Origin of the sequence: Mucilaginibacter gynuensis (assembly GCF_039541195.1) — a bacterium.
Lineage (GTDB): Bacteria > Bacteroidota > Bacteroidia > Sphingobacteriales > Sphingobacteriaceae > Mucilaginibacter > Mucilaginibacter gynuensis.
Genome location: NZ_BAABFT010000005.1, coordinates 479,252 through 493,292, shown reverse-complemented (window position 1 = coordinate 493,292; position 14,041 = coordinate 479,252). Strand labels below are relative to the sequence as shown.

Annotated in this window: 13 protein-coding genes; 5 read left to right on the top strand and 8 right to left on the bottom strand. The window is 45.4% G+C overall.

Annotated features, from left to right (window positions below; genetic code table 11):
• The first annotated feature begins 92 nt into the window (after positions 1-92).
• Positions 93-2,318 (top strand): catalase, encoded by a 2,226-nt coding sequence (locus ABD894_RS12980; protein ID WP_345211470.1) that lies wholly within the window; start codon positions 93-95, stop codon positions 2,316-2,318.
• Positions 2,319-2,363: 45 nt separating this feature from the next.
• Here ABD894_RS12980 and ABD894_RS12975 read toward each other — a convergent pair whose 3' ends face one another.
• Positions 2,364-2,834 (bottom strand): ankyrin repeat domain-containing protein, encoded by a 471-nt coding sequence (locus tag ABD894_RS12975; RefSeq protein WP_345211469.1) that lies wholly within the window; start codon positions 2,832-2,834, stop codon positions 2,364-2,366.
• 151 nt (positions 2,835-2,985) lie between these two features.
• Between ABD894_RS12975 and ABD894_RS12970 the strand changes: the two genes are divergently transcribed.
• Both ABD894_RS12970 and ABD894_RS12965 read left to right on the top strand, forming a co-directional pair.
• Complete coding sequence (locus ABD894_RS12970; RefSeq protein ID WP_345211468.1) at positions 2,986-4,281, top strand: L,D-transpeptidase; 1,296 nt, start codon at positions 2,986-2,988, stop codon at positions 4,279-4,281.
• A gap of 131 nt (positions 4,282-4,412) precedes the next feature.
• Positions 4,413-4,571 (top strand): lmo0937 family membrane protein, encoded by a 159-nt coding sequence (locus tag ABD894_RS12965; protein ID WP_345211467.1) that lies wholly within the window; start codon positions 4,413-4,415, stop codon positions 4,569-4,571.
• Here the strand turns inward: ABD894_RS12965 and ABD894_RS12960 are convergent.
• The 7 genes from ABD894_RS12960 to ABD894_RS12930 form a co-directional block, all read right to left on the bottom strand.
• Positions 4,499-4,645 (bottom strand): hypothetical protein, encoded by a 147-nt coding sequence (locus tag ABD894_RS12960; protein ID WP_345211471.1) that lies wholly within the window; start codon positions 4,643-4,645, stop codon positions 4,499-4,501. The genes ABD894_RS12965 and ABD894_RS12960 overlap by 73 nt on opposite strands.
• A 613-nt stretch (positions 4,646-5,258) precedes the next feature.
• Complete coding sequence (locus ABD894_RS12955) at positions 5,259-6,257, bottom strand: SDR family oxidoreductase (protein ID WP_345211466.1); 999 nt, start codon at positions 6,255-6,257, stop codon at positions 5,259-5,261.
• Positions 6,258-6,266: 9 nt separating this feature from the next.
• Positions 6,267-6,836, bottom strand: coding sequence for a DUF4142 domain-containing protein (locus ABD894_RS12950; RefSeq protein WP_345211465.1), 570 nt, complete (start codon positions 6,834-6,836; stop codon positions 6,267-6,269).
• An 11-nt stretch (positions 6,837-6,847) separates the two neighbouring features.
• Positions 6,848-7,645 (bottom strand): alpha/beta hydrolase, encoded by a 798-nt coding sequence (locus ABD894_RS12945; RefSeq protein ID WP_345211464.1) that lies wholly within the window; start codon positions 7,643-7,645, stop codon positions 6,848-6,850.
• A gap of 15 nt (positions 7,646-7,660) precedes the next feature.
• Positions 7,661-8,446, bottom strand: a complete 786-nt coding sequence (locus ABD894_RS12940; RefSeq protein WP_345211463.1) for an SDR family NAD(P)-dependent oxidoreductase — start codon at positions 8,444-8,446, stop codon at positions 7,661-7,663.
• Positions 8,446-9,651: a zinc-dependent alcohol dehydrogenase gene (locus tag ABD894_RS12935; RefSeq protein ID WP_345211462.1), complete on the bottom strand. Its 1,206-nt coding sequence runs from the start codon at positions 9,649-9,651 to the stop codon at positions 8,446-8,448. The genes ABD894_RS12940 and ABD894_RS12935 overlap by 1 nt, the downstream gene beginning before the upstream one ends.
• Before the next feature lie 1,266 nt (positions 9,652-10,917).
• Positions 10,918-11,820 carry a helix-turn-helix domain-containing protein gene (locus ABD894_RS12930; protein ID WP_345211461.1) on the bottom strand — a complete coding sequence of 301 codons (903 nt, stop codon included), beginning with the start codon at positions 11,818-11,820 and terminating at the stop codon, positions 10,918-10,920.
• Between the two features lie 196 nt (positions 11,821-12,016).
• On the opposite strand from ABD894_RS12930, the gene ABD894_RS12925 reads away from it, so the two are divergent.
• Positions 12,017-12,784, top strand: a complete 768-nt coding sequence (locus ABD894_RS12925) for a hypothetical protein (RefSeq protein ID WP_345211460.1) — start codon at positions 12,017-12,019, stop codon at positions 12,782-12,784.
• Positions 12,785-13,243: 459 nt separating this feature from the next.
• A complete protein-coding gene (locus ABD894_RS12920) occupies positions 13,244-14,038 on the top strand; it encodes an SDR family oxidoreductase (RefSeq protein WP_345211459.1) in 795 nt (264 codons plus the stop codon).
• Positions 14,039-14,041: the final 3 nt, after the last annotated feature.

Below are 14,041 nucleotides of genomic sequence, written 5' to 3'. Positions count from 1 at the left end.
AGCAGCCGATCAGCTATTGACCGATGTCGCTGAAAACGACGTGAACTATAAAGCTTCAGAAGAAGCCTAACCTAATCCCAATACATAAGATAATGGCAACAAAAAAAGTCACCGGGAAAGGTGAAGATAAAACCGCCGATACAAAAAATGTTAACAAAGGCACGCAACCCGTTAACGATAAGATAGAAAACCTCGCTCCCCATACCGCGGATAGTACGGGTGAGTTTATGACCACCAATACAGGTTTGAAGATCAATGATGATCAAAATTCTTTAAAGGCGGGCGACCGCGGGGCGACCTTGCTGGAAGATTTTATACTGCGTGAAAAGATTACGCACTTTGACCACGAACGTATTCCGGAAAGGGTAGTGCATGCCCGTGGTTCGGGCGCCCATGGTGTGTTCAAAGTTTATGAATCGCAGTCAGCTTTAACCAAGGCCTTGTTTCTGAACGATACCGCAGCAGAAACGCCAGTGTTTGTTCGCTTCTCTACGGTGGCCGGTTCAAAAGGCTCGACCGACCTTGCGCGTGATGTGCGTGGTTTCGCCGTACGTTTTTATACGCAGGAAGGGAACTTTGACCTGGTAGGCAATAATATGCCGGTATTCTTTATACAGGATGCTATTAAATTCCCGGACCTGATTCATGCGGTTAAACCGGAACCGGATAACGAAATTCCGCAGGCGGCTTCGGCGCATGACACCTTCTGGGACTTTATTTCCCTGACACCCGAATCTTCCCACATGATCATGTGGGCGATGAGCGATCGCGCGTTGCCGCGCAGTTACCGCATGATGGAAGGTTTTGGCGTGCATACTTTTCGTTTTGTAAACGCCGAAGGCGTAGCCAGCTTTGTCAAATTTCACTGGAAGCCCCTATTGGGCGTACACGCTGTGGCCTGGGACGAGGCGCAGAACATCTCGGGTAAAGACCCGGATTTCCACCGCCGCGACCTGTGGAATGCCATCGACAGCGGTGCTTTCCCGGAATGGGAACTGGGTGTACAGATCGTGCCGGAAGAAGATGAGTTCAAGTTCGAGTTCGACCTGCTCGACCCGACCAAGCTGATTCCCGAAGAACTGGTGCCGGTTCAACTTATCGGAAAAATGACACTGAACCGTAACCCGGATAACTTCTTTGCTGAAACAGAACAAGTGGCTTTTCACTTAGGGCATATTGTACCCGGCATCGATTTTAGTAACGACCCATTGTTACAGGGCAGGCTGTTCTCTTATACAGATACCCAGCTGACCCGTTTGGGCGGCCCGAATTTTCAGGAGATCCCGATCAATCGGCCAATCGTGCCCGTACATAATAACCAGCGTGACGGCTTTATGCGTCAGACCATCAACAAAGGTAAGACCAGTTACAGTCCGAACGCCATCTCTGGTAATGACCCAAGGCAAGCCAAAGAAGCCGAAGGCGGTTTTGTAAGCTATCCTGAACGTATTTCCGCCAGTAAAGTACGGGCAAGAAGCAAAAGCTTTTTTGATCACTTCAGCCAGGCCAGGTTATTTTTTAACAGCCAGTCGGAACCGGAAAAGAACCATATTACCGACGCTTTGAGTTTTGAACTGGGCAAAGTAAAAACCGTGGCTATCCGGGAGCGCATGCTGGTGGTACTGGCACAGATCGATAAAGGTTTGGCAGCAGCAGTTGCTTATGCTTTGGGCATACATATCCCGGAGAATCTGGCTGAGCAGTTGAACCAGAACATCCCGGCAGATGGCGACCCGGCAGATTATGCTTCTTTGCAGGTAGAAAGTTCTTTGGCGCAATCACCGGCACTTAGCATGGCGAACACCGTAAAAGATTCCATTCAAACGCGTAAGGTCGCTATACTGGCTGCAGACGGCGTTAATGAAAAATCATTAACAGCTGTAAAAACAGCTATTGAAGCCGCTGGCGGTGTGATTGAAGTGATCGCGCCGCGCCTGGGATTTATTACGGCTGATAATGATGCTAAGATCCATGTGGATGAAAGTTTACTGGGTGCAGCATCCGTGCTATTTGACGCAGTCTATGTGCCCGGCGGTACCAATAGCGTCGCCACACTGGAGGCGGACGCAGATGCGGTGCATTTCCTGAATGAAGCCTTTAAACATTGTAAAGCCATTGCCGCAGACAGTGATGCGGCGCAGGTATTGGAAGCGACATACTTCAGTAAGAAATTGCCTGAAGACTATAGCGAAGAAACCGTACTTACAGAGGGTATCCTGGTCGGCGATGACGCTAAGAAATTAGCCACCTTATTTATAAAGACCATAGCTCAGCACCGTTTTTGGGAGCGCGAGAAACCGAGAAAAATCCCGGCATAACTAACCTGCCAAAAAGCCGCTCCTGTTTCAGGGGCGGCTTTTTATTTATGCTAATAGCGAGAGTGCTTCCTGATTGCCCTGCTGCGCCGCCAGATCAGTAACCGACAGACCACGTGTATCAACAATAGTTTTATCGGCACCATGCCCGACTAACAGTCGCACCAGATCATTTCTGCCGAACATGGCTGCAAACATTAGGGCCGTGCCGCCATTGCCATGCTGGAGGTTCAGATCGGCACCGTGACCGATCAGCAAATCGGCGATATCAGGATAGCCCTTGAAGGCAACACCCATCAATGCGGTATTACCGCCGTTATCAGCCGCGTTAACATCCGCACCATTTTCCAGCAGCAGCTTTGCAGCCTCATACTGGTTATTATAACAAGCTATGATCAGCGGTGTATAACCTTTTTCATCACGTGCGTTTATATCTGTTTGCTGGTTTAATAATCCTTTGATCACGGGCACTTCGCCTTTGCGGGCTGCATGTATTAGTACGTCGTTGTAATTGGTCATTTGTTAGCTTTTACATTCAAAGGCACAACCGTACATAATGTTTTAAAGAATAGACTCTTTGTTGTTACCAGTCTTTAAGAAATCTTGAGCTTTGGTTAGATGCAAGTTCATAAACTGACGAACAATTGCAAAATCAAACTGTTACCCAAGCATGAATAATAGGATGATAATGGCGGCTGCCATTGCCGCTTTGGCCGTTGTTGGCTGCAATAACCCCAAGACTAAACAGGATAAATCCCGGCAGGATACGACTAAAAGCAATTCCGTTGCACCGGTTTCGCAAAACGCGATGACGTTGCCGGCGCTGGATGCGCTGTTTTATGATAAAGAATTTAGCGCTTCTTTAAAATCGCAATTAGGGTTAACCGCTTCCGAGATCGGGAAACTCAAGGCCACGGCGCATACTTCAGTACGCGATTTAAGCGAAGATGGGGTGGATGCAGGTTCGGCAAAAGCGGCTACGGAAACTTACGAGCAAAAAATCAAAGAGATTATCGGCGAAGCGAAAGCACAGCAATTGCTGCAATTAGTGAATGACCGTTATAGTAAAGGTTTGGAAGGGCTGGCACCGACCCAACCGAACTTCGTCCCGAAAGATACCCGGATCGTTGTTAATGCGCCTGCATTCCGTTTAGATGTTTTTCAGGATGGCAAACTGGTTAAAACCTACCGGGTGGGAATTGGTTACCCGGAGTTTCCATTGCCTACGGGCATGCGGAGCGCGGATACGCTCATTTTTAACCCAAGCTGGACACCGCCCGATGAACCCTGGGTAAGAGGTAAGTTCGCACCGGGCCGGAAGGTATCCGGAGCCAATGAAGATAATCCTTTAGGCGCGGTCAAAATACCTATCGGGATGCCTTCATTGATCCACGGCGGCAAGCCGTTGGAGAAAATTGGCAATTTCGCGTCACATGGTTGTGTGGGCATGACCAATAAACAAGTGCAGGATCTTACAGCATTAGTAGCGCAGTTAGGTGGCTCAGAATTGACGGCCGCAGCTATCAGCCAATTGCGGAAAGCAGGAAATACCAAATCGGTTAAACTCAAAAACCGTGTACCTGTAGACCTTCGCTATGAAACCATTGTGGCTGAAAACGGCGCTTTGCATATTTACCGGGATGTGTATGAACGGGGCACGAACACGCTGGAAAACGCGAAAGCCATTCTGAAGATTTATGGCGTTGATTACAATGGACTAACTGAACAGGAAAAGAGCGATCTTGACAGTGTCCTGAAAGAGATGAACCGGGATGCCAAAGGCAATGCCATTGCCGCGGACAGTCTGCCGGAAACAAAAGACGGCGTACCGGCGAGCAAGATCGCCCGCTCCAATAAGGGAAAAGTGAACAGGCGCGTACAAGGAGAAAAAGAAACACAGGTGATGATCACAGCTTTACAACGCAAAGGTTACCCGGCAGCGGTGACGCTGGATAGTGGTAATTAATGGTCGTTTGCGTTTCAAACTGTTCTGTTTTCCGGATCAGCAAGTCGTTTTTAAGCGTACCTGCCTTCAAAATTTAAATGGTATGTGAATTGTACAAGGTGAGGTAGCTATTTATTTAAAACAATAACACTATGAGATCATTATTGTATATCATCGCCGTCATCCTAATCATTGGGTGGGCCATCGGAACTTTCGCTTATGCGGCAGGTAGTTTAATTCACGTGTTACTGGTTATCGCCATTATTTCTATTGTATTGGGTGTATTGCGCAGAGATACCACCACAATATAAAACAACGACGCGTTGTATTTAAAACCCGGCCATTGCAGGCCGGTTTTTTTTGTTTTAAAAGCTATTCCCGTCATGTTTATTCTTTAAGGTTTAAAAGCGATAAAATGGTCGGAACTGAGAGGAACACCAAGCAAATATTATTTGCAATATCGTCAACAAAAAACACTGGTTGCCGAGTATTTGCCAATTTCGGACGATGCCGTAAAATTAATGGGAATGAGGGGTTGCGAAGATGAAGAAATGTTTAAAAACCTGCCTTATTCATCCATTCGTATTTTCTTGGTAAAATGGCTCGCTAAGGCAGGGATCAAAAAAAATAATACATTCCATTGTTGCTGACATACTTATGCAACGTTACAACTTGAGTTTGGAACGGATGTTTACACCGTTTCTAAGATGCTTGGCCATAAACATATTAAAACAACGCAGGTTTATGCTAAGGTGGTGGACAAACAGAAAAATCAAACTGTAAACAAAATCAAGGTGAATATAGGTGAATTAAATACCATTATATAGATAGCAGTCTTCTAACAACAAAAGTGCTGCAGTATATGGTACTTGCAGCACTTTTTTTATAATGACATGTGATACTCAAAAAATTATTATTCCTATATAAAGTCCTGCTACTAAGTAAATCTTTATATAGGTATAATGGTCTATAATATTTGATTTGAAGTTCCGTATCAATTACGGCATACCCGCACCGCCTGTTGAACCATATATCTGCCCGGTCGCGTAACTGGCATCACTGGCGGCTAACTGAACATAAATTGAAGCCAGTTCCACAGGTTGTCCAGGTCGGCTCATTGGTGTTTGCCCGCCGAACATTTTTAATTTTTCCATCGTCGCGCCGCCGCTAACTTGTAATGGTGTCCAGATAGGACCCGGCGCAACACCGTTCACCCGAATACCTTTGGGTGCTAACTGCTTTGCCAAAGAGCGCACATAGTTGGTGGTCGCAGCCTTTGTCTGCGCATAATCATACAAATCTGGCGTAGGATCCGTAGCCTGTTCCGAAGTAGTACCGATGATTGCCGAACCAGGAGGCAAATGCGGTAAAGCAGCTTTGATGATCCAAAACGGAGCATAGATATTCGTTTTCATTGTCCAGTCGAACTGTTCCGTAGAAATATCTAATATAGAAGCATGGCTTTGCTGCCGTCCGGCATTACTGACCACTATATCTAACCCTCCCAAAGCTTTTATAGCATCTTCCACCAGTTTCTTACAGAAACTCTCCTCACGTAGATCGCCTGGAATAGCAATAGCTTTTACCCCTGCTGCTTTCATCAGCGCGATCACTTCCTGCGCATCCGGTTCTTCTGTGGGGTAATAGTTGATAACTACATCCGCACCCTCGCGGGCATAGGCGATAGCTGCTGCTCTACCCATACCGGAATCACCACCGGTGATCAATGCTTTACGGCCTTTTAAACGCCCCGAACCCTTGTAGCTTGTTTCGCCGTGATCAGGCTTAGGATCCATTTTACTGGCCAACCCAGGCCATTCCTGCGATTGCTCTTTAAATGGTGGTTTAGGGTATTTGGTCGTCGGGTCTTCTAATTTTACGTTGTCCATAACTTTATCGTTTACAGCACCAAAAACCGGTGCTACTGCGGCAGTTGCAATGGCCGTACCTAACCCGGCGACTGCCTGCCGCCGGGTGATTTTATTTTCGTCGTTCATTGCTGATATTTAAGCACCAAGTTCTTTTAATATGCGGCTGGTGATCGCTACGTGTTCTTTGAAAACTGCCAGCGATAAAGTAGCCAAATGCCTGCCCTGGTTTTCTGCAGCTCCGGCCAGCTTTCCTTTACTGATATAATTTTGTGCTAAGTCGCGTAAAAATTCGTGGTTTTCTAATTGAGCCTTGATATAGATCTTATCAAATTCAGGACCGGCGGGTGTTGATTTGATTTTTTCTAACGTGGCTTTCGCTTTAGCGTCCATCGGCGGTACTGCTGTGCCTAAGTCTTTCAGCACACCGGTAACGGCTATTGCCTCACCCAACTCAAAACCGGCAAATTCTTTGGCGTTTTTGTTGGTAGCTTTATTAACAGCGATCTGGCTGGTGGCCAGAGATAGTTCGGCCGGGCCGATCACACCCATGCGAAATTCTTTTTCATTGGCAGCCATCGGGCTGCCGGGGGCAAGGCCTGCTTCCGCGTTAAAAGATTGCAGCAAACTTCCTGCTAAGGTTAAGCCCGCGCTCATTGCAACAGACTTTTTGATGAAGTCACGTCGTGGTGAAGTGTTGTTTTCCATGGTTGTTATTTTTATAAATTTTCTGAACTGGTATGATACTGATGTACTTTGTGAACGGATAGCCATTCACTGATATAAGCCGCTACTTCTTCCCATCCTTGCTGGCCGCAGATCCAGTGGCTACGGTTGTCAAATGATTTAAATTCGCTAATACTCACCTCATCAGTATAGGCTTTTGCATTGCGTTCATTCAGCTCGTAAGGAATGATCTGATCTTCCACGCCACCGATAAATAATAGCGGCGCGTGTGGCAGATCCAAATCTATCTGACCTGCTTCGCCCATGCAATCGCGCAATACATTGCGGCTGTCATGCGTAGCTGTATCATTATAAGCTAATTCAGTTTCCGCGTCAGACATCGTATTACAGAACGAGCCATGGAAGCTTTCCAGGTCCATAAAGAATGGCTCGTTACCTTTAAATGGGTTGGCGATCAGGGCGCTGTTTTTCATAAAGCCCCAATCAAAGGCCAGCATGGCATTTGGTGCAACCGAATCAATTGGGACGCCGATATTAACAATGCCTTTTTGCACTAACAATTGCGTAATCAGGCCGCCAACAGAATGACCGATTACGATCGGTTTTTCAGGCAGCGAAGTCACTACGCGCTCCATTTCGTCAACAATGGTTTGCAGTTCGAGATCACCCAAGCCCGCAGGCGGATCGTTACGCAATTCGGTAGGATCTCCTGTGTGCAAAGGCCACGCGGGAGCTATACAGTTGTAACCTTTTTCTGTAAAATAGGCAATCCATTTTTCCCAGCTCTTGGGGTTTTGGAACATGCCATGTATAAATACGATGCTTTTCATAGGATGATGTTTCTTTTATTTTTCAGTTGGTTTTTGTTGTTCGTAAAGCTGGTGCGCGACTGCGCTATCCGGCAATAAGTTAGCGGCATGTACTTCCACGCTGTTCTTCCAACCGGCAATCACCCGATCTTTACCGGCCATCAGCGCTTCATAACCTTCTTTGGCTACATCAGCGGGGTCAGCCATAGCCGATTTATCCTGTACCACCTTGCTATCATTCATACCGGCTTTGTTAAAGAAATCGGTATCCGTCACGCCGGGCATCAGCGCGGTAAGCGTTACGCCGCTGTCTTTCACTTCTTCACGGACAGCCGTGGTAAAGGACAGCACAAAGGCTTTGGTCGCATGGTAAACCGCTTGCCATGGCCCAGGCAACTTGCCAGCCACGGAGCCAAGGTTTAATATCTTACCATCACCACGGGATACCATTTCTTTTAAGAAATGTTTTGTCAGGATAACCGTAGCGCAAATATTCAGATGAACAATTCCCAGTTCGCGTTCCAGTTCATTTTCGGTAAACAAACCATAAACTCCCTGGCCTGCATCGTTAACCAGTACATCGATCGGTGTAGTGATCTCTTCACATAGCGATTTGACCTCTTCCATTTTGGATAGGTCTTTAGCGATGGTTTGTATATTAACACCATAGTTGAGTTTAAATTCCTGCGCCTTGTTATCCAGTTCTGCCTGGGTGCGGGCTACAATGATCAGATCATATTTGTCTGCCGCAAATAATTTGGCCAGTTCATAGCCAATACCATTGGTCGCGCCGGTGATCAGCGCTGTTTTTTGATATTCCATTAGTTTTCTATTTTAACAGGTTCACTTTCGATTTCTTTGCGTTGTTCCCAAGGTTTCAGCACAACTTTCACACAGTCTTCTTCTTTTTTATTGAAGATGTCGTAGCCATGGGTTACTTCGCTCAATGGCAGTGTGTGGGTAATGATGTCATCCAGAACCACTTTTTCGGTTTTTACCAATTCAATAAGGTGGTCGACATAATTTAACACTGGCGCCTGGCCCATTTTAAGGGTGATTCCTTTATCAAACAGGCGATGCAGCGGGAAATTATCATAGGTAGAACCATATACGCCCATAATAGATACTGTTCCCATCCGGCGGACAGCTTTAAAAGCCATATCCAGTACTTTCATGCTGCCTACTTCAAAATTGATCAGCGCTTTCGCTTTGTCGGCGATGTTACGTTCCGGCTCGAAGCCTACCGCATCTACACAAACATCGGCACCGCGTCCACCGGTCATCGCGCGAATAGCCTCGACTACATCCACTTCGTCGGGATTCAGGGTTTCTACTTTATTCACCGCTTTGGCTTTCTCCAAACGGTAATTCAGCGGATCGATAGCGATCACACGGCTGGCACCATTTAACCACGCGGCTTTTTGCGCCATCAACCCAACCGGGCCGGAACCAAATATGGCGACTACTTCGCCACCTTTTAATTGTGCCCAGTCAATTGCTGACCAGCCCGTAGGGAAAATATCGGTCAGGAAAAGCACCTGTTCATCGGTCATGTTCTCTGGTACTACGCGAGGACTGATGTCCGCATAAGGAACCCTCACATATTCTGCCTGCCCACCGGAATAACCTCCGTACAGATCGGTGTAACCAAACAAAGCCGCGCCCTTCTGATCGGCCATATCGCCGTTGGGCCCGTAATGCTTATAATTAGAATTTTCGCAGGCAGGCGAAGCTTCATGTTGGCAGAAGAAACAATGCCCGCAGGAGATCGGGAACGGAACCACTACGCGGTCGCCCTTTTTTAGGTTTTTAACGCCTTTGCCCACTTCTTCGACAATACCCATAAACTCGTGGCCCATCACCATTGGTTTAGGCTGCGGTACACCGCCGCTCAGGATGTGCAGGTCAGAACCACAGATCGCGGTAGAAGTAACTTTTAAGATAACATCCGTGTCCTGTTCCAGGCGCGGATCTTCAACGGTATCATAGCGGATATCGCCGGGTTTGTGAAATACTGCTGCTTTCATAAATAGATCTTTTGATGTGCAAGGGCAACAGGTTACCGAACTTATAGTTTCAGTATTTTAAATTAAAGTTTATATTTTTTACTATTTATTAAATTGTGAAACATATTCCTTTGTGCCGAGTTATACATCACAGAAAAAATCGGCTACCCAGATTTAGCTTTGCCCTTTCGATTAATTTCGACTAAGCACAAATTCATAGTAATGGGTAAAAGATTTGCTGCGAGGACTGGCCAACCTATTTGGAGAAAAATAATAGGATTAGTATCCGCGAAGATGATCGCGCGAAATTCAAGGTTTATGAAGATTTGTATCAGGTAAGGATTTACAGGCTGTAAAACGAATATGGCGCCGAGATTTGTTTTTCGGAGCAATATTTTACGGTAGATTAATTGGGAATGGTAAAATAAAAATGCTATCCTTCAACTTTTTCGCAAACCAAATAATATTTTTTTATCGCCGATAGCTTCCTCTACATTGGTTTCAAAATAAAATTGAGAATAGTTAACTATTTTAAACCCAACATTCTGCCTTAGCCATTTTTTGAAAAAAATTACAAGTATCGAAAAATAATGCTTAACTCGCAAAGTTATCCACACCCCAGGTAACAGGATAGTGCCAAAAATGACCTGAATTTAGGTCGAAAAAATTGTTTCTAATTTGGTGCTGAAATCTCATAAACTACTGATAATCAGATATGAATTACTTTATGCATAGGGTAAATAACTGATTTTCAATAACTTGCATTAAGTGTCATAGACGTAGGTTATCTCTCAATCGATAACTAAATAGCATTAAATGACACTAAATGTTACAAAACACTACAATTTTAGGGAGATACAACGACTGATATCTTTGCGATGATTTGTTGGGGCGGGTAGTAATGTGGATAATTAAATTGTGGAAGTTTAAAATACATGTGTTCAAATTTCACCATCCAAAGAAAATGTGTGCATTGTAAACGAACATCCGATGCTAAAACCACTGTCACCCGATTTTGCGGCAAGCGAAATATGCGATCAGAAACGGTCGATGAATTTTCTATCGAAAGTATACCTGAGAAACAACTTAAGCAACGCCTTGGGGATGATGACTTTATAGTTTTGCGATCGGTTGGTGGCAACGGGGGACAAAAAATATGCGATCTCGATCGAGCCTTTTATCAAGGTGCCGTTATGTCGCCACTCAGATCAAAACCTTACTCTTGTTCAGGGGGCAGTGCCCGAAGGTCGATCTTTGCCTGGCATTCTGTCTTTTAAACTAATGCCGTCAAACGGAGCGGCGAAAGGTACTCGGATTAAGACCACAATGTTTCTTAAAAAACCTGCTGAATACGAACTGGTCGCTGAAGTTCAACGTTTCTGCGATATGAGCGATCGGCATCCCCGACTCATTTAAAAGCACCTTTGCCTCGACAATCAGCATTTCATCTATCAGATCCCCCGCTGTTTTACCGGTAAGTTCCCGGGTAGCGGTCGTCAGGTATTTGGGCGTGATATTTAACATATCAGCATAAGCCTGAACACTTTTTTCGTCTTTAAACTTCTTGCTTACAAGTTTAAGGAACTGGTGCACGATGTGTTCCTTTCGGCTACCGGACACCACATATGGCTTTGCCACTTTCTGATATAATGCGCCGACCTCGAAAATAAGTGCGGAAAAAAGGTGCCGCAAAATATCTTCAGCATAAAATGTGTTAGTCCGGGTATGTTTGATCTTTAACCCGAGCGCGGTAAGTTGTGTTACAATCAATTCGAACTGATCTTCTCGGAGTTCCACCACCGGATCAATGATGCCGGACAAATAATCGAACGCCTCAGCGGTCTTCGACGGCAGCGCTGAATTTAAAAGGTAGTCATTGGAAAATAGCAGATTGATGGCCTTGCAATCCGGTGTCACGGTCCCGAAATGACGGATCATATTGGATGTGAACAATACCAGATCATTCTTTTTTAATGTATAATCCAGCAAATTGATCTTCACATTTACCTGTCCTGCGGTTATTAAATGTACGGAATTATGATCAGAACGATAGGGCGAAAGAGCCGATATATCCATCTCTTCAGCATCGGTATCGAACACGTATAACCCATTACATGTTGTATTGATATCCAACCGGGACCGTAAAATATCTATCGTTAATTTCTCAATCGTCTGTTTCCTCTTTTTCATAGTACTTAATAGGCACTATCGTAAATATTTAATCATCAATACAACACGATAGAGTTCAAAAGATAGTGATTATTTGTCAAATGCGGCCTGATCAGCCATTTTTTAGTAGGGAGATCTGAACATATTTAGGCCGTATCCGGCCATGTTCCGGCATGTTGATATACCCGAGATTTGTAATGTAATTAAAACAAACGCCATGAATCTGCAACAAACATCTGTAAACAGATATATCATCAACTGGTTCCTGATGGTGATAACATCTTTCACCTGGCTGCGTGTATTCCCGATCCCTGTTAGTCTTTTGACAGGTATTCCGGTTTTGCAGAGCGATCTTTATTTGCAACTAATGACCAGCCTTGCATTTGCTAATATCATAGCTACTATGAGTATTCTGGTACATGTATACACCTGTAGAAATTTAGCATTCCTGAAAACACCTGCTTTAATATTGCTTATTGAAATAATTTTGAACCCGCAATTGCTGATCGTTTTAATAGCTGTTGTTTCGGGTTTTGTAGATAGTTCTTATTCATGGAATAAGATCGAAAAGAGAACATTGGTCAGTCAATATCACAACGTTATTGTATTGCTGATCGCCGGAATTGCAGTAACCAATAGCTTTATCCTGTTGGCAAAGGTAACCACGGGCCCATGGATATCTAAGGTGCTCCAATGGAGGCGCAAACAAGATCATCTTATTACAATGAAATTAGCAACGCTGCCCCCGGAACTGCGAAATGCACCTGGATTGGATCGGGTCACAACAGCCCACGAGATTTCAGGAGGCGTATCGAAAAGTTCACAAATCAATACTCTTTACCCGGCCGATACATGGGGCCGGGCCGAAGAAAGCCCCACCTTGGATAAATGGAAGTTCACATACAATGATGAACTGATATTTTACTTCGGTTACTGCATATGTCTTCCCGAACATTATCAGGACTATGTTGGTCCACCTGACTGAGCGCTCAAGGCTACGAATCATCAGGCTAATGCGCGAATCTTTGCACCTTCCGGATAGGCGTTTTCAATTTCTGGTTGTGCGCTTCGCTACTTTATCCTGGGGGCATTATCGGAAAGATCTTTTTAGTGACCATTTCGTGGTCTTCAAGTTCTTTCATCTACATATTCAGCACGCGCTTGGTAACGTCCGGTATCTTCCGCTGAAATTCACTCAGCCTAAGGTTGCCCCCGTGGATGAACTACCTAATTCGAATCTTCCATTTGCCATACAGGACCTCACCAACCAGGTTAAGTCCGCAATTCAAAGTGGGAATGGTCTTTTTTTACACATAAATACAAATATACAACAGGCTCGATAAGTGAACAATACGGATAAATTTATCCCTATCTGATTCATAAGTCCGTAATTGTTTGATGTCTGTGTACTGTTGAGATTTGGACAAAAAAAACAATAATAATTATGACACAGCAAATCAATTACAGCAATGAATTATCCGGCAAGATTGCCTTGGTAACTGGTGGTACCAAAGGTGCCGGAAAAGCGATCGCCGAACGTTTAAAGGCCGCAGGCGCCACCGTGGTGATCACAGCAAGGAACAAACCCGAGCAGGAAGATCCCGACCTGTTCTTTATTCCGGCCGACCTGAGCCAGCGTGGCGCTGCAGATCAAGTCGCCAAAACTATATTAGAACGCTATGGCAGGCTGGATACCCTGATCAACAACCTTGGCGCATCAGAAACACCGGGGGGCGGTTTCGCCGCGCTGAATGATGAGCACTGGGAAACCACGATCAGCACGAATCTGTTTGCACCGGTGAGATTAGACAGGGCATTCCTGCCACAGATGCTTGAGCGGGGCAACGGGGTGATCATTCACATCGCTTCTATCCAGGGAAGGCTTCCCTTATATGACGCAACTCTCCCTTATGCGGCCGCAAAGGCTGGCCTGATCAATTACAGTAAAGGCTTAGCTAAAGAGGTAACCGCTAAAGGAGTGCGGATATTAACCGTTTCCCCGGGATGGATAAAGACAGAGAACGTCAAATTCTTTTTGGAAAGGATTGCCAAGAGTTCAAATTGTACTATCGAAGAAGCTCAGGAGAGCGTTATAGCTGCCTTGGGTGGAATACCCGCCGGAAGACCAGCAGAACCGGAAGAGGTGGCGGAACTTGTCGGCTTCCTGGCCTCACCGAGGGCTAATTACCTGAGCGGTACAGAATACGTTATCGACGGAGGAACAATACCAACAATTTAAAAC

Coding starts and splice junctions, on each gene's coding strand:
- ABD894_RS12980 (WP_345211470.1), top strand. CDS start 93: ATGGCAACAAAAAAAGTCACCGGGAAAGGTGAAGATAAAACCGCCGAT.
- ABD894_RS12975 (WP_345211469.1), bottom strand. CDS start 2,834: ATGACCAATTACAACGACGTACTAATACATGCAGCCCGCAAAGGCGAA.
- ABD894_RS12970 (WP_345211468.1), top strand. CDS start 2,986: ATGAATAATAGGATGATAATGGCGGCTGCCATTGCCGCTTTGGCCGTT.
- ABD894_RS12965 (WP_345211467.1), top strand. CDS start 4,413: ATGAGATCATTATTGTATATCATCGCCGTCATCCTAATCATTGGGTGG.
- ABD894_RS12960 (WP_345211471.1), bottom strand. CDS start 4,645: ATGACGGGAATAGCTTTTAAAACAAAAAAAACCGGCCTGCAATGGCCG.
- ABD894_RS12955 (WP_345211466.1), bottom strand. CDS start 6,257: ATGAACGACGAAAATAAAATCACCCGGCGGCAGGCAGTCGCCGGGTTA.
- ABD894_RS12950 (WP_345211465.1), bottom strand. CDS start 6,836: ATGGAAAACAACACTTCACCACGACGTGACTTCATCAAAAAGTCTGTT.
- ABD894_RS12945 (WP_345211464.1), bottom strand. CDS start 7,645: ATGAAAAGCATCGTATTTATACATGGCATGTTCCAAAACCCCAAGAGC.
- ABD894_RS12940 (WP_345211463.1), bottom strand. CDS start 8,446: ATGGAATATCAAAAAACAGCGCTGATCACCGGCGCGACCAATGGTATT.
- ABD894_RS12935 (WP_345211462.1), bottom strand. CDS start 9,651: ATGAAAGCAGCAGTATTTCACAAACCCGGCGATATCCGCTATGATACC.
- ABD894_RS12930 (WP_345211461.1), bottom strand. CDS start 11,820: ATGAAAAAGAGGAAACAGACGATTGAGAAATTAACGATAGATATTTTA.
- ABD894_RS12925 (WP_345211460.1), top strand. CDS start 12,017: ATGAATCTGCAACAAACATCTGTAAACAGATATATCATCAACTGGTTC.
- ABD894_RS12920 (WP_345211459.1), top strand. CDS start 13,244: ATGACACAGCAAATCAATTACAGCAATGAATTATCCGGCAAGATTGCC.